This window comes from Pantoea sp. SGAir0183, assembly GCF_043545505.1.
In genome coordinates this window covers 329,733-352,225 of record NZ_CP028053.1, presented here as the reverse complement: position 1 = coordinate 352,225, position 22,493 = coordinate 329,733, and the positions used below count along the sequence as shown (strand labels likewise).

The 22,493-nt window shown below is 54.8% G+C and carries 22 protein-coding genes; 3 read left to right on the top strand and 19 right to left on the bottom strand.

From position 1 onward, the window contains the following. Positions 1-40: 40 nt before the first annotated feature. The 4 genes from gntU to C1N59_RS01610 all read right to left on the bottom strand — a co-directional run bounded on the left by gntU (position 41) and on the right by C1N59_RS01610 (position 3,849). The gene (gntU, locus tag C1N59_RS01625; protein WP_039342707.1) at positions 41-1,381 is read right to left on the bottom strand and encodes a gluconate transporter; all 1,341 of its coding nucleotides are present in this window, start codon (positions 1,379-1,381) and stop codon (positions 41-43) included. A 3-nt stretch (positions 1,382-1,384) separates the two neighbouring features. Further along, positions 1,385-1,921, bottom strand: a complete 537-nt coding sequence (gene gntK / locus C1N59_RS01620; protein ID WP_006121033.1) for a gluconokinase — start codon at positions 1,919-1,921, stop codon at positions 1,385-1,387. Between the two features lie 136 nt (positions 1,922-2,057). Beyond that, a complete protein-coding gene (gene gntR / locus C1N59_RS01615; RefSeq protein WP_058708185.1) occupies positions 2,058-3,053 on the bottom strand; it encodes a gluconate operon transcriptional repressor GntR in 996 nt (331 codons plus the stop codon). Between the two features lie 100 nt (positions 3,054-3,153). Continuing rightward, on the bottom strand, positions 3,154-3,849 hold the full coding sequence (locus C1N59_RS01610; RefSeq protein ID WP_033738177.1) for a pirin family protein: 696 nt from the start codon (positions 3,847-3,849) through the stop codon (positions 3,154-3,156). Between the two features lie 359 nt (positions 3,850-4,208). Between C1N59_RS01610 and C1N59_RS01605 the strand changes: the two genes are divergently transcribed. After that, a complete protein-coding gene (locus C1N59_RS01605; protein ID WP_058701431.1) occupies positions 4,209-4,703 on the top strand; it encodes a GNAT family N-acetyltransferase in 495 nt (164 codons plus the stop codon). A gap of 33 nt (positions 4,704-4,736) precedes the next feature. Here the strand turns inward: C1N59_RS01605 and ggt are convergent, their stop codons facing one another. Further along, positions 4,737-6,482 carry a gamma-glutamyltransferase gene (ggt, locus tag C1N59_RS01600; RefSeq protein WP_394550767.1) on the bottom strand — a complete coding sequence of 582 codons (1,746 nt, stop codon included), beginning with the start codon at positions 6,480-6,482 and terminating at the stop codon, positions 4,737-4,739. Between the two features lie 207 nt (positions 6,483-6,689). Here ggt and C1N59_RS01595 point away from each other — a divergent pair, with 207 nt between their 5' ends. Next, positions 6,690-6,977, top strand: a complete 288-nt coding sequence (locus C1N59_RS01595; protein WP_033738183.1) for a DUF2756 domain-containing protein — start codon at positions 6,690-6,692, stop codon at positions 6,975-6,977. Here C1N59_RS01595 and ugpQ read toward each other — a convergent pair. The 10 genes from ugpQ to C1N59_RS01545 all read right to left on the bottom strand — a co-directional run bounded on the left by ugpQ (position 6,974) and on the right by C1N59_RS01545 (position 17,096). After that, complete coding sequence (ugpQ, locus tag C1N59_RS01590; RefSeq protein WP_054686875.1) at positions 6,974-7,717, bottom strand: glycerophosphodiester phosphodiesterase; 744 nt, start codon at positions 7,715-7,717, stop codon at positions 6,974-6,976. The genes C1N59_RS01595 and ugpQ overlap by 4 nt on opposite strands. Further along, positions 7,714-8,787, bottom strand: coding sequence for a sn-glycerol-3-phosphate import ATP-binding protein UgpC (locus C1N59_RS01585; protein ID WP_033738186.1), 1,074 nt, complete (start codon positions 8,785-8,787; stop codon positions 7,714-7,716). The genes ugpQ and C1N59_RS01585 overlap by 4 nt, the downstream gene beginning before the upstream one ends. 2 nt (positions 8,788-8,789) lie before the next feature. Further along, entirely contained in the window at positions 8,790-9,635 is an 846-nt protein-coding gene (gene ugpE, locus C1N59_RS01580) for a sn-glycerol-3-phosphate ABC transporter permease UgpE (protein WP_006121040.1), read from the bottom strand. Further along, the gene (gene ugpA / locus C1N59_RS01575; RefSeq protein ID WP_006121041.1) at positions 9,632-10,519 is read right to left on the bottom strand and encodes a sn-glycerol-3-phosphate ABC transporter permease UgpA; all 888 of its coding nucleotides are present in this window, start codon (positions 10,517-10,519) and stop codon (positions 9,632-9,634) included. Before ugpA ends, ugpE begins: the two co-directional genes overlap by 4 nt. A 55-nt stretch (positions 10,520-10,574) precedes the next feature. Continuing rightward, a complete protein-coding gene (gene ugpB / locus C1N59_RS01570; protein WP_033738192.1) occupies positions 10,575-11,891 on the bottom strand; it encodes a sn-glycerol-3-phosphate ABC transporter substrate-binding protein UgpB in 1,317 nt (438 codons plus the stop codon). A 284-nt stretch (positions 11,892-12,175) separates the two neighbouring features. Further along, a complete protein-coding gene (livF, locus tag C1N59_RS01565) occupies positions 12,176-12,883 on the bottom strand; it encodes a high-affinity branched-chain amino acid ABC transporter ATP-binding protein LivF (RefSeq protein ID WP_058701434.1) in 708 nt (235 codons plus the stop codon). Between the two features lies 1 nt (position 12,884). Next, positions 12,885-13,652: a high-affinity branched-chain amino acid ABC transporter ATP-binding protein LivG gene (gene livG / locus C1N59_RS01560; RefSeq protein ID WP_006121046.1), complete on the bottom strand. Its 768-nt coding sequence runs from the start codon at positions 13,650-13,652 to the stop codon at positions 12,885-12,887. Beyond that, positions 13,649-14,920 (bottom strand): high-affinity branched-chain amino acid ABC transporter permease LivM, encoded by a 1,272-nt coding sequence (locus tag C1N59_RS01555; protein WP_054632937.1) that lies wholly within the window; start codon positions 14,918-14,920, stop codon positions 13,649-13,651. Before C1N59_RS01555 ends, livG begins: the two co-directional genes overlap by 4 nt. After that, the gene (gene livH / locus C1N59_RS01550; RefSeq protein ID WP_033738195.1) at positions 14,917-15,843 is read right to left on the bottom strand and encodes a high-affinity branched-chain amino acid ABC transporter permease LivH; all 927 of its coding nucleotides are present in this window, start codon (positions 15,841-15,843) and stop codon (positions 14,917-14,919) included. Before livH ends, C1N59_RS01555 begins: the two co-directional genes overlap by 4 nt. 128 nt (positions 15,844-15,971) lie before the next feature. Then, positions 15,972-17,096, bottom strand: coding sequence for a branched-chain amino acid ABC transporter substrate-binding protein (locus tag C1N59_RS01545; protein WP_006121049.1), 1,125 nt, complete (start codon positions 17,094-17,096; stop codon positions 15,972-15,974). Positions 17,097-17,497: 401 nt separating this feature from the next. Here C1N59_RS01545 and panM point away from each other — a divergent pair, with 401 nt between their 5' ends. After that, positions 17,498-17,884 (top strand): aspartate 1-decarboxylase autocleavage activator PanM, encoded by a 387-nt coding sequence (panM, locus tag C1N59_RS01540; protein ID WP_033738204.1) that lies wholly within the window; start codon positions 17,498-17,500, stop codon positions 17,882-17,884. 43 nt (positions 17,885-17,927) lie between these two features. Here panM and rpoH read toward each other — a convergent pair whose 3' ends face one another. The 4 genes from rpoH to ftsY form a co-directional block, all read right to left on the bottom strand. Beyond that, the gene (gene rpoH, locus C1N59_RS01535) at positions 17,928-18,785 is read right to left on the bottom strand and encodes an RNA polymerase sigma factor RpoH (RefSeq protein WP_006121051.1); all 858 of its coding nucleotides are present in this window, start codon (positions 18,783-18,785) and stop codon (positions 17,928-17,930) included. Positions 18,786-19,015: 230 nt separating this feature from the next. Continuing rightward, positions 19,016-19,999 carry a permease-like cell division protein FtsX gene (ftsX, locus tag C1N59_RS01530; protein ID WP_033738206.1) on the bottom strand — a complete coding sequence of 328 codons (984 nt, stop codon included), beginning with the start codon at positions 19,997-19,999 and terminating at the stop codon, positions 19,016-19,018. Further along, on the bottom strand, positions 19,989-20,657 hold the full coding sequence (ftsE, locus tag C1N59_RS01525) for a cell division ATP-binding protein FtsE (protein WP_006121054.1): 669 nt from the start codon (positions 20,655-20,657) through the stop codon (positions 19,989-19,991). Before ftsE ends, ftsX begins: the two co-directional genes overlap by 11 nt. Positions 20,658-20,662: 5 nt before the next feature. Next, on the bottom strand, positions 20,663-22,372 hold the full coding sequence (gene ftsY, locus C1N59_RS01520) for a signal recognition particle-docking protein FtsY (protein WP_394550218.1): 1,710 nt from the start codon (positions 22,370-22,372) through the stop codon (positions 20,663-20,665). Positions 22,373-22,493: the final 121 nt, after the last annotated feature.

The window sequence follows — 22,493 nt, the reverse complement described above, 5'->3', positions numbered from 1 at the left end:
GTCGGCGTTAACCCGGGCAGCGTTGCCCGGGTTAAATCGCTCAGGTGAGCAGGGTAAAGGCGATCATCCCGACCACCGCGCCCACGGTGCCTAAAATGGTTTCCATCAGCGTCCATGTCTTGAGCGTTTCACCTTCGGTCGCGCCGGTGAAGCGGCCAAACAACCAGAAGCCCGCATCATTAACATGGCTGATAATAATGGAACCGCCGCCGATGCAGATGGACAAGGCTGCCAGCTGTGCGCCGGAGTAATGCAACGGTTCTATCACCGGCATGATCAAGCCCACCGTCGTCAGGCAGGCCACCGTCGCCGACCCCTGAATCACCCGGACCGCACCGGACAGAATAAAACAGGCCAGGGCAACCGGCAGCCCGGCACCGGTCAAGGCATTGCCCAGTACCGGCCCTACGCCAGAATCAACCAGCACCTGTTTAAAGACGCCGCCCGCTCCTATTACCAGCAAAATAATCCCCGCAGGCTGCAGCGCACTGCCACAAATCTGCATCACTTTTTCTTTATCCATGCCCTGACGGTACGCCAGGCCATAGATAGCGACCAGACAGGCCAGCAGAATCGCGATGAAGGGATGCCCGATGAATTCCAGCCACTCGTAAAGTGTAGAACCCTCAGCGGTAAAGCGTGCACCAATGGTTTTCAGTCCCACCAGCACAAGTGGAAACAGGATAAGCGCCAGGCTAAAGCCAAAAGAGGGCAGCTTGCCGGCATCAACGTCGGGCTGATGATCTTCCGGTGGTGCGCTGAACGTTACGCGCTTCGCGATAAAATTGCCAAACAACGGCCCGGCAATCAGCATGCCCGGCAGAGCGGCACACAGCCCAAGCAAAATCATCCAGCCGAAATCCGCATGCATTTGCGAAGCTAACAGCATGGGCGCAGGGCCCGGCAGCAAAAAGGCCGCCGCCGCCGCCACACCGGCAAACAAGGGAATAACCAGCCTGACCAGGTTATCCCCTGTCCGCCTGGCGACAGCGAATGCGATGCTAATCAGCAGCACTACGGCCACCTCAAAGAACAGCGGCAACGCGCAGATTAAGCCGGCAATGCCCATGGCAAAATGCGCCCGGCTCTCGCCAAAGGTTTTCAGCATGCGAATCGCAATCTGATCCACCGCCCCGGTTTCGTGCAGGATCTTGCCAAACATGGCACCCAGCGCCACGACGATGGCTAAGAAACCGAGCGTGCCGCCCATGCCTTTCTGCATCGTTTCCGCGATTTTATCCAGCGGCATGCCCGACAACAGACCCGCGCCCACAGAAACCAACATCAGGGCAAGAAAAGCATGCATCCGGGCTTTCATCACCAGAAAAAGCAGCAGCAGGACAGAGCCTGCTGCAGTCAAAATAAGTGTCGCGGTATTCATGGTCTAGCCTTGATTGATTGCATCCTTAATGGTTGCAACCGTTGCCGCTACAACCTCGTCCAGGGAGTGCGTGATATCGACAGCCAGCACATCCGTTTCATCCGCACCCGGCTCTTCCAGCGTCGCAAATTGTGTTACCAGCATTTGCGGCTTAAAGAAGTGCCCTTTGCGCGCTTTCAGACGCGATTCGATGGTGTCGAAATCCCCTTTCAGGTAGACAAAACGCAGGTTGTCGTTGCCCTGTCGAAGCATATCGCGGTAATGCTTTTTCAACGCTGAGCAGACGATGATGGAGATCGCCTGCGTACGTTGCATGGCGAACGCCGCGTCATTCAATGCCTGTAACCATGGCAAACGGTCGTTATCGTCCAGCGGATGGCCTTCTGCCATCTTTAAGATATTGGCGCGGGGATGAAGAAAATCGCCATCGAGAAAAGCGGTGTTCAACTGGTGGGAGACCCGGTTTGCCACAACGGATTTGCCGCTGCCTGAAACACCCATCAAAATAAAAACGTGATGTGGCGTGGATTGCGTCGTCATTTTCTACTCCGGCAAGTCAATGTGCCATGTTACCGATAACAATGATGCTTATCATTCTCCTGGTGACATTACACTCTGGCAACCTTTTTACTGACTGAAGCCTTAAAGTGTGAGCTGACTCATAAATTTGCGCGAATCAGATACTGCCGCCTTCCACAATAGCAAATCCCATATCCAGCGGCTGGCTGACCCGGTTTTCGCCGGCAATGCGCGCCAGCAACAACGCGGCCGATTCACGACCTATTTGGTCTCGCGGCGTCAGAACCGTCGCCAGCGCAGGCGTCACCACCTGACTGATATCATGACCGTGAAAACCGGCAATAGCCATTTGGGAAGGCACCTGAAGTCCCTGACGCTGGCACTCAAACATCGCGCCCACCGCCAAATCGTCGTTGGTACAGAACAGGCTGTCCGTCTGAGGATAGCGTCGCTGCGCTTCGCGGAGCAATTCGCCACCGGCACTGAAAGAGGAGGCTTCTTCCATCATGACACTGCGCGGCGTTAATCCGGCTTCGCGCATGGCACTTTCATAACCCCGCTGCTTTTGCAGCGTGCGTTCATCCAGGCGCGCCCCCAGATAAACGGTATGACGGTGTCCTTTTTTCAGAATCGCCAGCGTCATTTGCCGGGCGGCTTCGACGTTGTCAAAGCCTACCGCCATATCCAGACAGGGCGTAACGCTGTCCATCATTTCAATCACCGGAATACCGGCCACCTCCAGCATGCGTAACGTCCCTGCTGTATGTGTGCGTTCGGTCAGAATCACGCCATCGATGTTCCAGCCAAGCAGCGACCGCAGCTGGCGCTCCTCTTTTTCCGGGTTATAACCAAAGTGTGCCACCAGCGTCTGGTAACCGGCTTCATCCGTCACCGCTTCGATTCCCCGCAGAACATCGGCGAACACCTGATTGGTCAGCGAGGGCAGCAACACGCCGATGGCGCGGCTGGTCGCGTTGGACAGCATATCGGGGGCGCGATTGGGGATGTAACCCAACTCATCCAGCGCAACGGCGATCTTCTCCCCCAGCGCAGCCGACACCTGCTCAGGATTGCGCAGATAACGACTGACAGTCATTTTGGTGATACCGATACGATCGGCAACGTCCTGTAAAACCGGTCTTTTCTTCTTCATCGTAAGCGCCTGGATCTCGCTGAAAGCACATGACGACGAGTCTACCACTTTTTTACAGGCAGATTGCTAATGGGGCGAGACAGGCTCGCCCCCTTCAGGCTCAGACCGGCGGCAGGTCAAACAACAACACTTCGGCCGCGCTGTCGGCTTCAAGCGTCAGGCCAGTTTCGTCCCAAACGGCAAAGGCATCACTGTTTGACGCGGATTGCCCGTTCACCTTCACGTCGCCTTTGACAACCTGAATCCAGATACGGCGTCCCGGCTCAATGGTCACGCTGTCGCTTTCGCCTGCCGCAAATACCCAGCGCGATAGCGTCATGTCCTGCCAGACTTTGAGCGAACCGTCACGGGCATCCGGGGTGAGGATAAACTGGCGACCCTGCACATCCGGAAAGCGACGCTGATCGTAACGCGGCTCAATCCCCGTGCGCTCTGGAATGATCCAGATTTGGTAAAGATGCAGCGGTTCTGTTTTGCTGGCGTTGTATTCTGAATGACGTACGCCGGTACCTGCACTCATGATCTGGAACTCACCCGCGGGAATCTGTTCCTTGTTGCCCATGCTGTCCTGGTGTTCCACGGTACCCGACAGGACATAGGTCAAAATTTCCATGTCTTTATGCGGATGCGTACCAAATCCCTGGCCGGGATCGATCACATCTTCATTAATCACCCGCAGGGCTGAGAAGCCCATAAAATTTGCATCGTAATAGTTGGCAAACGAGAAGGTGTGCCAGCTGTCCAGCCAGCCATGATTAGCGTGGCCACGTTCTTCAGCTTTACGTAAATAGATCATGTTCAAATCTCCTCACTGTTTTTTATAGTTTGGTATCAGGTGAGAAAGATTGATAGTTGAAAAACTTCACCTCTCTGTTCAAAAATTATGAACCACTGGCAAGGGGTTGTTGAACGGAACTGAAGGAAAGCAGGGCGGGCGTGCAAAAAAAAAGCCAGCACCCGGCTGGCTAAATAATACTGGAAGCAATGTGAGCAATGTCGTGCTTTCTGACGTCTCGACAACATCCAGAAGGCATGACAATAATAATCATTATCATTCTCGTCTGTAAAGCGCTTTTGTGTATTATTTCTGTTGACGCCTGACGTAAATCCCCTGATGTTTAAAGGGTTTACCACGCACTCATAAGGATAACCGCCATGCCTTCAGTGATGATTCGCCATGCTGTCCCGGCTGATGCCCCCGCGTTAACTCGTCTTTACAGCCAGCCTGAAACCCAGGCCGCAACCCTGCACCTGCCCTATCCCTCGCCCTCACTATGGGAGCAAAAACTGGCCAGTCCACGCGCCGGTGTGCATATGTTGGTAGCCTGTATTGATGAGCAGGTGGTCGGGCAACTCACGCTTGAAGGCGTTACGACAGCACGGCGGCGACACTGCGCCAGCATAGGGATGGGCGTTGATCCGGCGTTTCATCGACGCGGGGTGGGCAAAGCTTTGATGGCGGCAATGGTCGATCTTTGCGACAACTGGCTTCAGGTGACGCGCATTGAACTGACTGTCTTTGCTGACAATCACAAAGCAATCGCGCTGTACCAGCAGTTCGGTTTCCGAATTGAAGGCACCGCGCAGGGCTATGCGATACGCGAGGGGAACATGACAGATGCGCATTTTATGGCGCGTATCAAAGCATAACGAAACGGGCAGCCAGAAGGCTGCCCACCGATATTAATAACCGGCACTCAGATCGCCCACCGTGCGGGGATCAGACGCTCCGTACAGCGTACCGTCAGGACCAATCATAATACTTTGTGTACTGCCCATGGCCGGTTGCACTTTAACGTGTTGCCCTTTCGCTTCGAGTAAGCGCAACGTATCCGGGCTGAAGCCCTTCTCAACCCGTAACTGATCGGGCAGCCACTGATGATGGAAACGCGGCGCATTGGTCGCCTCTGCCACGTTCATGCCGTAATCAATGCTGTTCACGACCATTTGTAATACCGTGGTGATAATGCGACTGCCGCCCGGGCTACCGGTAACCAGCCAGGTTTTTCCGTCCTTCGCAACGATAGTCGGTGACATTGAGGATAACGGACGTTTTCCAGCCTGCACCGCGTTGGCTTCCCCGCCCACCAGCCCATATACATTCGGCGTGCCCGGTTTGGCCGAGAAATCATCCATCTGGTTGTTCATCAGAATGCCGCTGTTACCCGCTACGATGCCACTGCCGAAGTTAGTGTTTAAGGTGTAGGTGACCGCAACCGCATTGCCGCTTTTGTCCACCACAGAGAAGTGAGTGGTTTGATTACTTTCGTAAGGGGCCAGTTTACCGGGCTTAATATCACTGGATGGCCGTGCCTTCGCCAGATCGATTTGCTGTGCCAGCGATTTGGCATAGGCTTTGCTGGTCAGCGCCTGCCACGGGACTTTGACGAAGTCTGGATCGCCAAGATACTCCGAGCGATCCGCATAGGCATACTTCTCTGCTTCAGCCATGACCTGCATGGCGTCGGCGCTGCCAAAACCCATTTTTCCCAGATCGAAATTTTCCAGGATATTCAGGATCTGCACGATATGAATACCGCCCGATGAGGGTGGTGGCATCGAGAAGACCTCATAGCCCCGGTAAGTGCCGCTGATCGGCTTACGCTCCACCGCATGATAGGCCGCGAGATCGGCTTTCGTTATCAGGCCGCCATGCTGCGCCATCTCGGCCGCAATCTGATCGGCAATCTTGCCTTTATAAAACGCATCCGGGCCTTGTTGTGCGATCAACTGCAGGCTGTGAGCCAGATTCTTTTGTACCAGACGTTCGCCTTTCAGCCAGGGCGTGCCATCCGGTTTGAAGAAAATAGCTTTACTGTTGGGATGGGCGAGCAGGACTTCCTTGCCATAGGTGTTAAGATCGTCCGCCAGCGCATCATTCACGATAAACCCGTCGCGCGCCAGTTTGATGGCAGGTGCCAGCAGTTTATTCAGCGGCAGCGTACCGTATTTGTTCACCGCCAGCGCAAAGCCAGCCACGGTGCCAGGCGTGCCTGAAGCCAGCGGTGACGTTAGAGAAAGCTTACTGTCGGCGTTGCCTTGCTTGTCCAGGAACATATCGCGCGTGGCCGTCGCCGGGGCCATTTCACGAAAATCGATCGCCGCGGTCTGTCCTGATGCCGTTCGCAACAGCATAAATCCACCGCCGCCCAGGTTGCCCGCCTGCGGATGCGTCACTGCCAGCGCGAAGCCAACCGCCACAGCGGCATCGACCGCGTTACCGCCCTGACGCAGGATATCCACGCCCACATTGGTGGCCAGCGCATCGACTGACGCCACCATGCCGTTATGGGCTTTGACCGGATGAAACGTATCACTGTCCACGCCATAGGAGACGGGCGGCGCCTGAACCGGGGCGGCATTTGCCCCCGTAACAACAGTAAAACTCATTAGTAATGACCAGCTCAGCTGGCGTAACCTGGCTTGCATCATCATTCCGTTCCCACCTTCACGGTTATTTACATTTCTTTATCCTTTATGTAACTGACTACAAACAAAGCCGAATATCAAGGATTAACACAAATTCAGTGCACTCCTGGAGCAGTAATCTGAACCAGCGCATAAACTTACGCTAACGACCACATGACCTGCTTCAGGCATGCACACACAGCACCGGTCGTTTACTGGAGGATTAAAATGAAAAAGTGGCTTATGGTTTTCGCCGCCCTGCTGCCGTTAACCGGCATGGCGAACATGCTGAACAGCACGAATGATCCCAACAAGCCTGGCTATAATCCCAGCCAGCAACGCATGCAGACCCAGATGCTTAACCAGTCGCAGCAACAGCAGACGAAGTTACAGCAGGACCAGCAGCGTCAGAATCAGGACGTACAGCGGAAGTTGCAGGAGCAGCGGGATAGTGCCCAGCAGCGCGTGATCAAATCGCAGCCGGGCCAGCAGCAGAACCAACAGAATATGAACTAGTGAAAATCGGGGCCAATGCTGTCGATGCTGTCGGTACAGATGGCATCGACGCCCCATTTCAGTAATGTCCTTGCCCGTTCCGGGCTGTTCACGGTATACACCAAAATACGCAGATCGGCCTCTTTCAGCTCAGCGACTCTGGCTTCAGTGAGGACCTTGTGATTCAGGTGAATTGAAGTGCAGTCCAGCGCCCGCGTCTTCTCCTGCCATGCGTTATCCCAGTGATGAGACAACAGGCCGCGCGGTAGTTGTGGTTCGGCCTGCATGGCCGCTTCCAGTGCCACAAAGGAGAACGAGGAGAGCAGAGGAAGAGGTTGCCCCTGCCACAGCGTGGCAGCGGCCTGCGCAATGGCGCGTCCGGTTTCGGCGTCGGTCCCTGTGGTCGGTTTAATTTCGATATTGGCCATCAAACCATGCTGACGGCAGCGTGCCGCGACCTCATCCAGTCGGGCCAGCTTTTCGCCCTGAAAGGCCGCGCTGAACCAACCGCCCGCATCAAGCTGCGACAGCTTGTCCCACGGGAGCTCGCCCGCAATGCCCCAGCCGTCGCTGGTGCGATCTAACGTATCGTCATGCAGCAGAAAAATGTGCGCATCTGCCGAGAGTTTGGCATCAAACTCAATCATCAGATGTCCGTATTTTACGCCAACGTCAATTGCAGCAAGGGTATTTTCAGGTGCCAGCTTGCCACCACCACGATGGGCGACAATGCGCGGATAGGGCCATTGCTTTTCACTCATTCCAGACGCTTCCCGTGACTTGAATCGAAGAAATGTAACGCCTCAACAGGCAGATGCAGCCACAGGGTGCTGCCTGCTTCCGGGCGCTCGCTATGGGGTAAGCGTACCACTAAACGTGCCTCACCGATGCGACCGTGTGCCAGATTGTCGGCACCCAGCATCTCAAGCGTCTCAACACGGAAGGGAATGCCGCCCTGCTGCTGGCTACTGAGTTGAACATGTTCGGGCCGGATACCAAGCACCACGGGGCGATTGGCCCATTTGGCTTTGCCCTCGCCCACCGGAATAGCGTGGGACGCATCAACCACAAAGCGCGCGCCATCTTCGCTGAAATTGCCCTGTATCAGACTCATCGCGGGGGAACCCATAAAGGAGGCCACAAACAGGCTGGCCGGGCGCTCGTAAACATCGACCGGCGTGCCAATCTGTTCCAGCACGCCTTTGTTCATCACCATCACGCGCTGGGCCAGCGTCATCGCTTCAACCTGATCGTGCGTCACATATAAGCTGGTCGTTTGCAGACGGCGATGCAGTTGCTGAAGCTCAAGGCGCATTTGTACGCGCAGGCGCGCATCCAGGTTAGAGAGCGGCTCGTCGAACAAAAATACGGCGGGTTCACGCACGATGGCACGCCCCATGGCCACGCGCTGGCGCTGTCCACCGGATAACTCACGTGGACGGCGCGTTAACAGATGATCCAGCTCCAGGCTCCGTGCCGCATCCAGCACGCGTTGGCGAATATGCTCTTTACTCATCCCACGAATTCTGAGGCCGTAAGCCATATTTTCTTCGACGGACATATGGGGATAAAGTGCGTAGTTCTGGAACACCATGGCAATGCCGCGATCCTTGGGCTCCTCATGCGTGACGCGTTTATCGGCGATATAAATATCGCCGGACGTGACGCGCTCCAGTCCGGCCACCATGCGCAACAGCGTGGATTTGCCACAACCCGAAGGGCCTACCATCACCATAAACTCGCCGTCATTGATCGTGACGTTGAGCGGCTGGATGATTTGATTTTTACCGTCGTAAGATTTGGTCACCGCCTGAAGGGTTACGCCTGCCATCACTATTTCTCACTCTCAACCAGACCACGCACGAAGGCGCGCTGCATAACAAACACCACCACCACGGGTGGAATCAGGGTTAATAACATTGCGGCCATGACTTCGTTCCACTGCGTTGGCGAACCGCTGGTAGAAATCATGCTTTTGATCCCCGCCACGGCCGTGCCCAGGCTGGCGTTATCAATGATTAATAATGGCCAGAGGTACTGGTTCCAGCCATAGATAAACGTGATAACGAACAGCGCCGCCAGATTGGTTTTTGACAAGGGCAGCACGATGTCCCAGAAAAAACGCATCGCGCTGGCACCGTCAATGCGCGCGGCTTCAATAAGCTCATCCGGCAACGACATAAAGAACTGCCGGAACAGGAAAGTGGCCGTCGCGGAGGCCATCAAGGGCAGTGTCAGGCCGCTGTAGCTGTCCAGCATATTGAGATCGGCAATCACCTGCACCGTTGGGAAAATGCGCACTTCGACCGGCAGCATCAGGGTGATAAAGATCATCCAGAAGAACAGTGAGCGCAGGGGGAAGCGAAACCACACCAGGGCAAAAGCGGACAGAATCGACACCAGAATCTTACCGACGGTGATGCCCAGCGCCATGATAACGCTGTTCATCAGCATCAGGCTAAAGGCCGGACCGTTGCCGTTCACGCCCTGCGTCCAGATATGCGAAATGTTTTCCCACAGGTGAGTACCGGGAATCAGCGTCATCGGGACGTTATAGACGGCGTCGTTATCCAGCGTGGCGGCCACAAAAGCCACATAGAGTGGAAACAGGATGGTCAGGATACCCAGCACCAGGACGACATGGCTGAAAATGTCCAGCCCGCGACGATTTTCAATCATTGATATTGCACCTTACGCTCGACGAAGCGGAACTGAATGACGGTCAGCGCGATAACCAACAGCATCAACACCACGGACTGCGCAGCAGATGAGGAGAGATCCAGACCGGTAAAGCCTTCACGATAAATCTTATAGATGAGCGTCGTCGTCGCCTGGACCGGGCCACCGCCTGTCGCGGCATCAATGACCGGGAACGTATCGAAGAAGGCATAAATCAGGTTGACCACCAGCAGGAAAAAACTCACCGGGGTAATCAACGGAAGCGAAATAGAGAAGAACCGACGCACCGGCCCTGCCCCATCAATGGCGGCGGCTTCGACCAGCGACTTTGGTATCGACTGTAACGCGGCAAAAAAGAACAGGAAGTTGTAGCTCATCTGCTGCCACACTGAAGCCAGCACCACCAGGAACATGGCCTGGCCGCTGTTCTGTGCGAAGTTCCAGTTATAGCCCATGTGGTTAAGCAGGTAGCTCAGCAACCCCAGTCCGGGACTGAACAGGAACATCCACAATACGGCCGCGATCACCGGTGCCACCGCATAAGGCAACAGCAGCAACATCTGATAGAGCTTGCGCAGGCGTACGACGTAGTCCACCAGCGCCGCCAGGAGCAATGAGGACACCATGCCAAAAAAGGCGACCATGCTGCTGAACTTGATGGTGGTCCAGAAGGTGTCCAGATAAAGCCCGTCGGAAAAGAGCCGTTCAAAGTTCGCCAGACCCACAAAGGTGCTGGAGATGCCGAAAGGATCCAGGTTTTGCAGTGAATACCACAACGCTTCACCCGCTGGCCAGACAAAGAAAATAGCGGTGATCAGGAGTTGCGGCAGCACCAGCAAATAGGGTAACAGGCGATTACGAAACACCGGGCGAGATGGAGACATAACGTTCTCTGACTTGGGTGAAAAAAGGCCAGCCGGAGCTGGCCTGCAGAACGGATTATTTATTCTGTTGCTCGAAACGACGCAGCAGCTCATTACCCCGCTTCACGGCGTTATCTAACGCAGCCTGCGGTGTCTGCTTGCCGGTCCAGACGCTTTCTAACTCTTCATCCAGAATGGTACGAATCTGCGGCATATTCCCCAGACGCATGCCTTTGGTGTAAGGCAACGGCGGCTTGTTCATCATCTGGCGAATCGCAATATCCGCACCTGGGTTTTTCTCGTAGAAGCCTTCTTTCTTCGTCAGCTCATACGCGGCGGTAGTAATAGGCAGGTAGCCCGTTTTCTGGTGCCATTCCGCGGCAATTTTTGGCTCGGTAAGGAACTTCATAAATTCCGCCGCGCCTTTGTAGGTATTGGCATCTTTGCCTTTCATCACCCACAGGCTGGCACCGCCGATAATCGCGTTCTGCGGGGCATTCGGAATATCCGCATCGTAAGGCATCATGCCGACGCCGTAATGGAATTTGGCGTAATGGCGGATATCGGCCAGTGAACCTGACGAGGCCGTGGTCATGCCACAGTCACCGTTATAGAACTTCGCGGTGGATTCATCTTTACGACCAAAATAGGTGAAATCACCTTTCTTGTTCATGTCTTCCAGCAACTGGATATGGCGAACCTGCGCCGGTTTATTGAATTCCAGTACCGCATCGGTGCCGTCGAATCCGTTATTTTTTGTGGCCACCGGCAAACCGTTCCAGGCGCTGAAGTTCTCAATCTGAATCCACCCCTGCCAGCCGCTGGCATAGCCACAGCTCATGCCTGATTTACGCAGTGCATCGGCATCTTTTGCCAGTTCCTGCCAGGTTTTGGGTGGCTGATCCGGGTTTAAACCGGCTTTTTTAAACGCATCTTTGTTGTAGTACAGCACAGGCGTGGAGCTGTTGAACGGTTGCGAGATCAGCTGGCCTTTTGAATTGCTGTAGTAAGCCGCGACCGCAGGAACAAACTGCTTCTCGTCCATTGAAATGCCCGCGTCTTTAAAGACCTGATAAACAGGCACAATGGCTTTAGAGGCCATCATGGTGGCGGTGCCCACTTCGTAAACCTGTAACAGCGCGGGCGCTTTTCCGGTGCGGACCGCGGCGATACCTGCCGCCAGACTTTGTTCGTAGTTCCCTTTGTACACAGGGACGATTTTGTAGTCAGGGTGTTCCTGGTTAAAACGTTGTGCCAGTGAGTCAACTTCTTTGCCTAACTCGCCTTCCATTGAGTGCCAGAAAGGGATCTCAGTGACGGCCAGTGCATTACCACTGATCGCCAGACCGAGCAGGGCGCTCATCAGGCTACGACGAAAAGTAACAACGGACATAGGATTTTCCTGTTCAGGTAGGTACGCGCGCTATCACGCATTTTTTGCTCGCGAAGTAACATGACATGTGGAAATGACGGAAAAATAACAGTCAGATGACGGAAAAATGACGACAGAATGTCAGGATATGACAGTGATAAGCGCGTTTAATGGACCGGAAAGCACCGGGCTGAACCGCGCTGCTGAAGCAGGGATAAGTATGTGCCGTAAGGGAAGGAAAATTCGCCGGGTGACAGCCCGGCACAGAGCCTGCAGTCACCCGGCATAGATGATGGCGGGGAAACCTAGGCGCCCAGATAGGCGCTGCGCACGGCTTCATTCGACAGCAGTGCCGCACCGCTGTCCTCCAGCACGACATGACCATTTTCCAGTACGTAGCCCCGATCGGCCAGCTTCAGCGCCTGGTTCGCGTTCTGTTCAACCAGGAAAATCGTCATACCTTCGCTGCGCAGTTGCTCAATCGTGTCAAAAATCTGCTGGATAATAATCGGCGCCAGACCCAGAGAAGGCTCATCGAGTAACAACAGGCGCGGCTGGCTCATTAACGCGCGGCCGATGGCGAGCATTTGCTGTTCACCGCCCGACATGGTGCCCGCACGCTGCACCTTACGCTCTGCCAGACGTGGGAACAGAGTGTAAACGCGATCGATGCGCGCCAGATACTCCGGGCGACTGGCAAAAAAACCGCCCATGGCCAGGTTCTCTTCCACCGTCATGCGTGAGAACACGCGGCGACCTTCGGGCACGATGGCAATAGCCTCACGCATAATGCGCGCCGTTTGCCAGTCGGTAATGGTTTTGCCGTCAAACGTGATCGTACCGCTGGTGGCGCGCGGCTCGCCGCATAATGTGCCCAGCAAAGTGGTTTTGCCTGCACCGTTTGCGCCGATCAGGGTGACGATTTCGCCCTGATCGATATGCAAACTGACATTATGCAGCGCCTGAATTTTGCCATAGTGCGCACTGACGTTATCAATGGTTAACATGGCCATATTACGCCTCTCCTAAATAGGCACGGATCACATCCGGATTATTACGAATCTCTTCCGGCGTGCCGTTCGCCAGTGGCGTGCCCTGATTCACCACATAAATACGGTCAGAAATGCCCATTACCAGCTTCATATCGTGCTCAATCAACAAAACGGATACCTTATGCTCGCCTCGTAACTCGGCGATCAGCGCATCCAGCTCATGCGTCTCTTTCGGGTTAAGTCCGGCTGCCGGTTCATCCAGCATTAAAATCTCCGGCCGCGTCACCATGCAGCGGGCGATCTCCAGTCGGCGCTGCTGACCGTAAGCCAGGTTACCGGCCTGGCGATTCGCCATATCGAGTAAGCCAACCCGCTCAAGCCAGGTGGCAGCGCGATCCAGCGCCTCGCCTTCACTGCGGCGAAAAGCCGGGGTTTTCAGTAGCCCCGCAAACACGCCACTTTTCAGGTGCTGGTGCTGGGCGACTAACAGGTTTTCAATCACCGTCATTTCGCGGAATAAACGGACGTGCTGGAAGGTACGCACGATCCCCATACGGGCGATCTTCTGTCCGGGCAGGCCAGTCAGGTTCTTGTCGCGTAAGGTGATACTGCCGCCCGTTGGCTTATAAAAGCCGGTCAGGCAGTTAAACACGGTGGTTTTACCCGCACCGTTTGGACCAATAAGCGACACAATTTCCTGGGGGCGCAATTCCAGTTTAACGTTGTTCACGGCTAACAGACCGCCGAAGCGCATCATCAGGCCTTCAACGGCTAATAAAGGCTGACTCATGCCTGTTCTCCTTGTTTACCCTGACGCAGTTTCAGGTGCGGTCGTTTCATCGGCAGTAAGCCTTGCGGACGCCAAATCATCATCAGCACCATCAGCGCCCCCAATACCAGCATGCTGTATTCGTTGAGGTCGCGCATCAGCTCACGCGAAACCACCAGCAAAATGGCGGCCAGAATAACGGCAAACTGCGAGCCCATTCCGCCCAACACCACGATAGCCAGAACAAAAGCGGACTCGACAAAGGTAAAGGACTCCGGACTGACAAAGCCCTGGCGAGCGGCAAACAGCGTTCCCGCGAAGCCAGCAAAGACGGCGCTGATAGTAAACGCGGTCAGCTTAATGCGGGTCGGGCTCAAGCCCAGCGAACGACAGGCGATCTCATCTTCACGTAACGCTTCCCATGCCCGACCCAGCGGCATGCGCAGCAGGCGGTTGATCACAAACAGCGTCAGCACCACCAGCAACAATGCCACCAGATAGAGGAATATCACCCGGTCGTTAGGATCGTACTTCATGCCAAAGACATCGTGAAACGTGCCCCATCCCCCCTCGCTGACGCGACGGCCAAACTCCAGGCCAAAAAAGGTGGGCTTAGGAATCTGAGCAATTCCATTTGGACCGCCGGTGATTGCCGTGTTATTGAGCAGCAGAATACGGACGATTTCGCCGAAGCCGAGCGTGACAATAGCCAGATAGTCACCGCGCAAGCGCAGCACCGGGAAGCCGAGCATCAGGCCAAATGCGCCCGCAACCAGGCCCGCCAGCGGCAGGCTTTGCCAGAAACCAAAACCATAGTAATGATTAAGCAGCGCGAAGGTATACGCGCCAATGGCATAGAAACCACCGTAGCCCAGCACCAGCAGACCCGACAGCCCTACGACCACGTTCAGTCCCAGACCCAGCATGATGTAGATCAGTGTCAGGGTGGCAATATCGACGCTGCCGCGTGTAACCAGGAACGGCCAGATAACCGCCGCGGCGATCATCAAGCCCATAATGGCTTTTTGCTTTGGCGTTGAGCCGTCGAAGCCCGGCAACACCAGGCCACCACCGCTACGTATCAGCTTGCCCTGAAACAGCGGACGTAGCAGTTGAAACAAAAACACAACGGCACAACCGATGAATATCCAGTTCCAGCGCACGCTGCCGGCATTCACTATCTGTAGCTGCGTACCATTCAGATCGAGGCGCATTCCCATAAAGAAGGCCGCCAGCACCAGCAGCATGACCGCTGAAACAATCGCATTGACCAGACCAAGGCGTTTCATACTTTCTCCACCTCCGGGCGGCCCAGAATACCGGTAGGCATGACCAGCAGCACCACAATCAGTAAGGCAAACGACACCACATCTTTGTATTCGGTGGAGAGATAAGCCGAGGTCAGCGCTTCGGCAATGCCCAGCACCAGCCCGCCAATCATCGCGCCGGGAATACTGCCGATGCCGCCCAGGACCGCCGCAGTAAAGGCTTTCATCCCCGCCATAAAGCCGATAAACGGGTTAATCGAGCCATAAAACTGTCCCAACAGCACGCCCGCAACCGCCGCCATCGCCGCACCAATCACAAAGGTCAGCGAGATCACCCGGTCAGTATTAATGCCCAGCAGGCTGGCCATTTTGAGGTCTTCCGCACAGGCGCGGCAGGCGCGTCCCATGCGGGAATAACGGATAAACAGGGTCAGGGCCAGCATTGCCAGGAACGTGACCACCCAAATCACGATCTGCATCGTCGACAGCGTGGCGGCAAAGCCGTTGCTTTCGCCCAGCGTCCACTGGCCGGTGATTAAGCTCGGCAGGGCAAGGTCACGTGAACCCTGCGTCAGGCTGACGTAGTTTTGCAGAAAGATGGACATTCCGATGGCGGAAATCAACGCAATCAGACGCTTGGATGCCCGTACGGGACGATAAGCCACCCGTTCGATGCTCCAGCCATAGGCACTGGAGATGATAACGGCCATAACAAAACCGGCGGCAATCATGAGCCAGCCGGTATCAATACCCATCATCATCAGGGCTGCAATAACCATAAAAGAGACATAGCTGCCGATCATATAGACTTCGCCATGGGCGAAGTTGATCATGCCGATAATGCCGTAAACCATGGTGTAACCGATGGCGATCAGCGCGTAGGTGCTCCCCAGAGTCACCCCGTTGAACATCTGCTGAATAAAATAGAGAAACTGCTCGGACATAGTGAGGACCTGCTCAGAAACCAGAAAACCCCTCTCCTGCTGCCAGAAGAGGGTTAGTCAGGCGATGGCGCGTCAGTCACGCCTTCTCCTGCTTCCCAGCTGTCGTACGACGGGGAAGAATCAGTGCCTTATTTAACTGCGGTAGACGAACCGTCTTTGTGCCATTTGAAGACGCCAAACTCGAAGCCTTTCAAATCGCCTTTCTGATCCCAGCTCAGGTCGCCCATCACTGTCGGAACCGGTGCGCCGGTTTTCAGGTTCTTCGCAATCGCATCCGGCTCATCGCTCTTACTGCGCTCCATGCCGGTCACCAGAGACTGGATAGCCGCATAGGTTGTCCAGACAAACGGGCCGGTAGGATCTTTACGGTTAGACGCGCTATTCGCTTTGATGGCGTCCACGATGGCCTTGTTCTGAGGCAGCTGGTCGTAACGTTTTGGCAGGGTTACGTAGAGCCCTTCTGAGGCGTCGCCCGCAATGTTAGACAGCGAGGCGTTGCCCACACCTTCTGGCCCCATAAAGCCTGCTTTCAGTCCTGCCGCTTTTGCCTGACGCAGAATCTGGCCCAGCTCCGGGTAATAACCACCGTAATAAACAAAGTCGACGTTTTCTTTCTTCAGTCGCGCAATCAGCGTTGAGAAATCTTTATCGCCCGCGGTGATCCCTTCAAACATCACCACGTTGCCGCCTTTAGCTTTCAGGGTTTTCTGTACCGATTCTGCCAGACCCTGGCCGTATTGCTGCTTGTCGTGCACCACAGCAATGCGTTTTGGCTTGATGACATCCAGAATGTAGTTCGCCGCAGTTGGACCCTGATCAGAATCCAGACCGGTCGTACGCATCACGTCGGCATAGCCGCGTGCAGTCAGTTCTGGCGCGGTAGCCGCAGGCGTAATCATCAGCACGCCTTCATCGTTATAGATATCTGATGCAGGCTGCGTAGAGGAGGAGCACAGGTGACCGATAACATATTTAATACCGTCATTGATGACCTTGTTAGCCACCGCAACCGCCTGTTTCGGGTCACAGGCATCGTCATATTCGACACCGACCAGTTTGTCGCCGTTTACGCCACCTTTGGCATTGATGTCTTTAATCGCCTGTGCGGCGCCGGTAAATTCCATATCACCATATTGCGCGACCGGGCCAGTAGCGGCACCTACGATAGCGATCTTAATGTCTTTCGCCATTGCCGCATGGCTCATCGCCAATGCAATGCATCCTGCCAGTAACGCGCGACCTGTCATTTTCATGCGAACTACCCCATCAGTTATGTCGTGTTTGTTGTGAGTGGTTTTATTTTGGCCAGATAAAGGGGAAAACTGATTTAACAATAAGGAGTTAGCACGCTTTTCTGGCTTTTATTAATAATAAGGCTTTATATTTCAGTCTATTAAACAGGAAGTTTATTCTGTAAAGCAACTGACATATTCATGATTCGCGGCCAAAAGCAGCATAATCAACTGGATGCAATGCGCGGCTTTTGTTCACCAGGCCAGCGCGTTATGCTGGCTTTAAATGCTGACTACCTGTTTATAACTATTATCCTGGCACTCTGTCGCTGTTTTGACCTGTTTTATTGCGTAAAATGTGCCGGGGTTCTGATTACGGGAATTGACTACACTTTCGGCTTTTACACGGACAGGTGTTTGTTATGAAGCTTACTATTTTGCGGTTGACCTCTCTAACGCAGCAGGATCGGATCGATCTGGGGAAAATCTGGCCTGAGAGGGATTTGGCCACGCTGGAAAACGCGTTAAATGAAAATCACCGCCTTTATGTCGCACGCTTCAACGACCGTTTGCTGGCGGCGTTACAGTTAGAGATAGCCGGTATCCACGGTAAAGTGCATCATCTGACCGTCAGAGATGTCACGCGACGTCGCGGTGTCGGGCAATATTTGCTGGAAGACACGATGAAGCAGAACCCATCGCTGGAGGACTGGTGGATTGCTGATGACGGTAGCGAAGATCAACGCGTTCGGGCGGCGTTTATGCAGGCCTGTGGATTTCGTGCGCAGGTTGATGGCTGGGTAAAATAAATCGCGGGCAATAAAAAGGGCGACCTGAGGTCGCCCTGTCTCGTCAGGCTTCGATAGCCATTCGGAGTTTTTTCATCGCGTTCTTCTCAAGCTGTCGGACGCGCTCAGCAGAAACACCGTATTGATCGGCCAGTTCCTGCAGGGTGGTTTTGTTGTCTTCGTCCAGCCAGCGGGCACGGATAATATGCTGGCTGCGCTCGTCCAGCCCTTCCATTGCATAAGTCAGCTTATCGGCTGCATGCGATTCCCAGTTATCCTCTTCGATGCCGTCCGCAAAGTCAGAGGTTTTATCCTGGAGATACAGCACCGGCGCCATGGATTTTCCTTCGCCGCTTTCATCGTCAGCGGACATATCGAAGGTCATATCCTGAGCCGCCATGCGCGATTCCATTTCTCGCACATCTTTGCTGCTCACGCCCAGCTCACGCGCCACCATCTCGACTTCATCCTGGTTAAACCAGCCCAGACGCTGCTTGGTTTTACGCAGGTTAAAGAACAGCTTGCGCTGTGCCTTAGTGGTCGCCACTTTCACGATGCGCCAGTTACGCAGCACATACTCGTGAATTTCTGCTTTGATCCAGTGAACGGCAAAGGACACCAGACGAACACCCACTTCAGGATTGAAGCGACGAACGGCTTTCATCAAGCCAATGTTACCTTCCTGGATCAGGTCAGCCTGAGGCAGGCCATAGCCAGAATAGTTACGAGCGATATGAACAACAAAGCGTAGGTGAGACAGGATCAGCGTCTTTGCCGCATCCAGATCGCCCTGGTAATGCAGCCGTTCAGCCAACGCTTTTTCCTCTTCTGCCGACAGCATCGGCCAGGTGTTGGCAGCCCGAACGTAAGATTCCAGGTTGCCCAGAGGAGCAATAGCTAAAGTTTGCATTTCTTTGGTCATTCAAACCCTCACAAAATCAGTGGAATTGCCGCATCTTTCCATAAGCGCACGTCACATTATGTCAACGTCGCAGGAAAACCAAAAGCAATCTGTGCTACTTAGAAAACAAAGTTATCCACAAGTTCAATTATAGCAGTGAATATTTTACACACAGATGACAGCAGGGCAACATCCTCTGCGCCCACTGTCGGCAGCAGAGGATGATTATAACAAAAAAATGTTGCAGCGCTTTACTGGGGCGTAAATCGACGTAAATGTTGTACGGTTGCCAGCCAGGCGGCAATCCAGCCGATAATGGCGGCGATGAGCAACAGCAGTAACGCCTCATCCCAGGAAAACCCTTCCAGAGAGAAGGTGGTGCCAAATACCGACGCCACCTGAGCCACAACAGACTGCAGGCGCAGCACCAGCACTTCAGACAGGATCAGGGAAAGTACCGCGCCACTAAACCCCAGTAACGCGCCACCATACAGGAACGGCCGCAGGATAAATCCATCCGTTGCCCCGATCAGCTTCTGAACGTTGATCGTATCGCGGCGGGCAAAAATACTCAGCCTGACGCTGTTACCAATCACGAGGAAGACCGCCACGATCATCAGGATACCGATCATCGACGCAATTTGACCGACCAGGCCGGTCAGCGCCGCCAGACGGGCAAACCAGCTGTCATCCATCCGTACCTCATCGACGCCCTGCACTTTCGCCACTCTGTCGCGTAACGTTTGCATGGTGTCCGAATTCTGGAAGTTGAGCTTTGGCGTAATGATAACGACAGCAGGCAGCGGATTCTGTTCCAGCATGTCCATCGCGCCGCCGAAGCCTGACCAGTTGCGGAATTCATTCAGGGCTTCTTCACGCGTCAGATAGTTAACGTGATCCACGCCCTCAACCTGTTTCAGTTGCGCGGTCACATTCTCAGCAGCCGTATCATCCAGCGTTTTTGAGAGATACACCGTCAGCTGCGGCGCGGGATACCACTGCGAAGCCGCCTGACTGACGTTTTTCCACACCATATAGCAGACGCTGGGCAGCGTCAGGGAAATCGCAATCACCATCACTGTCAGCAACGTCGCCAGCGGCTGACGCCACATATCTGACAGCGTACCGCGTAGCGCGTAGCGCCACTGTTCCTGCCAGCCACCGCGTAACGCTTTACTCTTTGACGGTTGCTTCGCCTTCGGGGCTGCCGCGCGTTTGTTGCGTTTATTGACCATCGTGGCCTCCGTGCAGGCGTCCTTTATTCAGCGTCATTACCCGATAATTGCGGCGACCAATAAGGGCAACATCATGCGTTGCCATCAAAACGGTCACACCTACGCGGTTAAACTCTTCAAACAGCCGCAGGATGTCTTCTGACAGCGCCTCATCCAGGTTACCCGTTGGTTCGTCAGCCAGCAGAACGGCGGGCTTATTCACGACGGCACGGGCAATACCGACACGTTGCTGTTCACCGCCAGAGAGCTGAATAGGAAAACTTTTCGCTTTGTCGAGCAGGCCCACTTTATCGAGCGCCGCCGAAACACGACGACGGATATCCTCGCCGCTGGCACCGGAGATGATCAACGGGATGGCCACATTGTCATAAACGCTACGATCCATCAGCAGATGGTGATCCTGAAAGATCATCCCGATCTGACGACGCAGGAACGGCACTTCGCTGTTACGTAGGCGCGAAATATCGTGTCCGCTAAACCAGATTTGCCCGGCGCTGGGGCGCTCAATGCCACAAATCAGCTTCAGCAACGTACTCTTACCTGCCCCGGAGTGGCCGGTCAAAAACGCCATTTCGCCAGGACGCAGATTAAAATCTACGCCCTGCAGCGCCTGACGTCCGCCGAGATATGCCTTACTGACCTCTTCAAAGCGAATCATCCTAATTAGTCCTCTCGGGCAAACAGTGCCTCAATAAAATCCTCGGCCCTGAAGGGCCGTAAATCGTCGATGCCTTCTCCGACACCGATATAACGGATGGGGATGCCAAACTGATCGGCGACCGAGAAAATCACGCCACCTTTGGCTGTCCCATCCAGTTTAGTCAGTGTAATGCCGCTCAGCCCTACCGCTTCATGGAACAGTTTGGCCTGGCTGATGGCATTTTGCCCGGTACTGGCATCCAGGGTCAGCATGACTTCATGTGGCGCCTGCTCATCCAGCTTCTTCATCACACGGGTAATTTTCTTCAGCTCTTCCATCAGGTGCGATTTATTTTGCAAGCGCCCTGCGGTATCCGCGATCAACACGTCAACGCCACGTGATTTGGCCGCCTGGATGGCATCGAAAATCACCGAGGCAGAATCCGCGCCGGTATGCTGCGCGACAACGGGAATGTTGTTGCGCTGGCCCCAGACCTGAAGCTGTTCAACAGCGGCCGCACGGAACGTATCGCCCGCCGCCAGCATCACAGATTTACCTTCTGCCTGATACTGACGTGCCAGCTTGCCGATGGTGGTGGTTTTACCCACGCCGTTCACGCCGACCATTAAGATGACAAACGGGGTTTTACCTTCGACATTCAGCGGTTCATCGACTTTCGCCAGGATCGCCGCCATTTCGCTTTTCAGCAGGCCATAAAGCGCTTCCGCATCGCGCAGTTGCTTACGGTCAGCATGCTGCGTCAGGCTGGTAATAATGCGCCGCGTCGTTTCCACGCCCACGTCGGCAATCAGCAGTTGTTCTTCCAGTTCTTCGAACAGGTCATCATCGATTTTCTTACCACGGAACAGGCTGATAAAACCCGAGCCCAGGTTCTGGCGGGTCTTCACCAGGCTGCGCTTCAGGCGGGCAAAGAATCCCTCTTTGGTGGGGCGCTCCTGTTCCTGCTCGTGCGCTACCAGCGGTGCGGCGGCTAACGGAAGATCGCTGACCGTGTCGTCTGGCACTGTCGCCCCGGCATCGTACCCGACAGTTTCAACGTTAACGACATCCGCGTCTCCCAGCGCCAGTGCAGCCAGTTCTTCGTCGCTCAGCGGCGCATCGTCCGCCTGTTCAGTTTCAGCGATGGCAGCGTCGTGCGGCGCGATATCTGTCACGTCGGCATCCGCCAGCGCCAGCGCGGCCAGTTCATCGTCGCTCAGCGGCGCATCGTCCGCCTGTTCAGTTTCAGCGATGGCAGCGTCGTGCGGCGCGATATCTGTCACGTCGGCATCCGCCAGCGCCAGCGCGGCCAGCTCATCGTCGCTCAGCGGCGCATCGTCCGCCACAGGTGCCTGTTCAGGCGCAGATGAGGCAAGCTCAACCTCCGCTGACGGCAGCGCGGTCAGTTCCTCATCGTTGACGTCATCGGCAGGCTCAACGGGCGTGATCATACCGGTATGCGGATCAACCGCCGTTTCAGGCCCGGCTACACGGCCGGTAACCGGTACGTCTTCAGACGTAGCTGCATCACTTTCCTGTTGCTGTTCAACACGGTTTTCAGGTGCGGCACCGCGTTCCTGTTCAGCGGTTTCCGCCTGACTGCGTGCCGGGGCTTCCTGTTCTGGCTGCTGGGCTTCCGGTTGTGCCGTCTGCGCATCCGTTAAGGGTTGTTTCTCTTCTTCTTTGCCAAATCCCAGCCAGGAAAAAAAGCCTCGTTTCTTCTCTTTTGCCATTGTGTAACCACACTCCTCGATGGCTTCATCCCGGTAGCACAATGTTCCCAGGGTTAAAAACAGTATTGGTGATAAACGCCAAAGTGGCGTTAAACCGCAGAATTATGCATAACATCAGCAG

Bases quoted from the DNA above. Each gene is read 5' to 3' on its own strand.
- gntU (WP_039342707.1), bottom strand. From the start codon at position 1,381: ATGAATACCGCGACACTTATTTTGACTGCAGCAGGCTCTGTCCTGCTG.
- gntK (WP_006121033.1), bottom strand. From the start codon at position 1,921: ATGACGACGCAATCCACGCCACATCACGTTTTTATTTTGATGGGTGTT.
- gntR (WP_058708185.1), bottom strand. From the start codon at position 3,053: ATGAAGAAGAAAAGACCGGTTTTACAGGACGTTGCCGATCGTATCGGT.
- C1N59_RS01610 (WP_033738177.1), bottom strand. From the start codon at position 3,849: ATGATCTATTTACGTAAAGCTGAAGAACGTGGCCACGCTAATCATGGC.
- C1N59_RS01605 (WP_058701431.1), top strand. From the start codon at position 4,209: ATGCCTTCAGTGATGATTCGCCATGCTGTCCCGGCTGATGCCCCCGCG.
- ggt (WP_394550767.1), bottom strand. From the start codon at position 6,482: ATGCAAGCCAGGTTACGCCAGCTGAGCTGGTCATTACTAATGAGTTTT.
- C1N59_RS01595 (WP_033738183.1), top strand. From the start codon at position 6,690: ATGAAAAAGTGGCTTATGGTTTTCGCCGCCCTGCTGCCGTTAACCGGC.
- ugpQ (WP_054686875.1), bottom strand. From the start codon at position 7,717: ATGAGTGAAAAGCAATGGCCCTATCCGCGCATTGTCGCCCATCGTGGT.
- C1N59_RS01585 (WP_033738186.1), bottom strand. From the start codon at position 8,787: ATGGCAGGCGTAACCCTTCAGGCGGTGACCAAATCTTACGACGGTAAA.
- ugpE (WP_006121040.1), bottom strand. From the start codon at position 9,635: ATGATTGAAAATCGTCGCGGGCTGGACATTTTCAGCCATGTCGTCCTG.
- ugpA (WP_006121041.1), bottom strand. From the start codon at position 10,519: ATGTCTCCATCTCGCCCGGTGTTTCGTAATCGCCTGTTACCCTATTTG.
- ugpB (WP_033738192.1), bottom strand. From the start codon at position 11,891: ATGTCCGTTGTTACTTTTCGTCGTAGCCTGATGAGCGCCCTGCTCGGT.
- livF (WP_058701434.1), bottom strand. From the start codon at position 12,883: ATGGCCATGTTAACCATTGATAACGTCAGTGCGCACTATGGCAAAATT.
- livG (WP_006121046.1), bottom strand. From the start codon at position 13,652: ATGAGTCAGCCTTTATTAGCCGTTGAAGGCCTGATGATGCGCTTCGGC.
- C1N59_RS01555 (WP_054632937.1), bottom strand. From the start codon at position 14,920: ATGAAACGCCTTGGTCTGGTCAATGCGATTGTTTCAGCGGTCATGCTG.
- livH (WP_033738195.1), bottom strand. From the start codon at position 15,843: ATGTCCGAGCAGTTTCTCTATTTTATTCAGCAGATGTTCAACGGGGTG.
- C1N59_RS01545 (WP_006121049.1), bottom strand. From the start codon at position 17,096: ATGAAAATGACAGGTCGCGCGTTACTGGCAGGATGCATTGCATTGGCG.
- panM (WP_033738204.1), top strand. From the start codon at position 17,498: ATGAAGCTTACTATTTTGCGGTTGACCTCTCTAACGCAGCAGGATCGG.
- rpoH (WP_006121051.1), bottom strand. From the start codon at position 18,785: ATGACCAAAGAAATGCAAACTTTAGCTATTGCTCCTCTGGGCAACCTG.
- ftsX (WP_033738206.1), bottom strand. From the start codon at position 19,999: ATGGTCAATAAACGCAACAAACGCGCGGCAGCCCCGAAGGCGAAGCAA.
- ftsE (WP_006121054.1), bottom strand. From the start codon at position 20,657: ATGATTCGCTTTGAAGAGGTCAGTAAGGCATATCTCGGCGGACGTCAG.
- ftsY (WP_394550218.1), bottom strand. From the start codon at position 22,372: ATGGCAAAAGAGAAGAAACGAGGCTTTTTTTCCTGGCTGGGATTTGGC.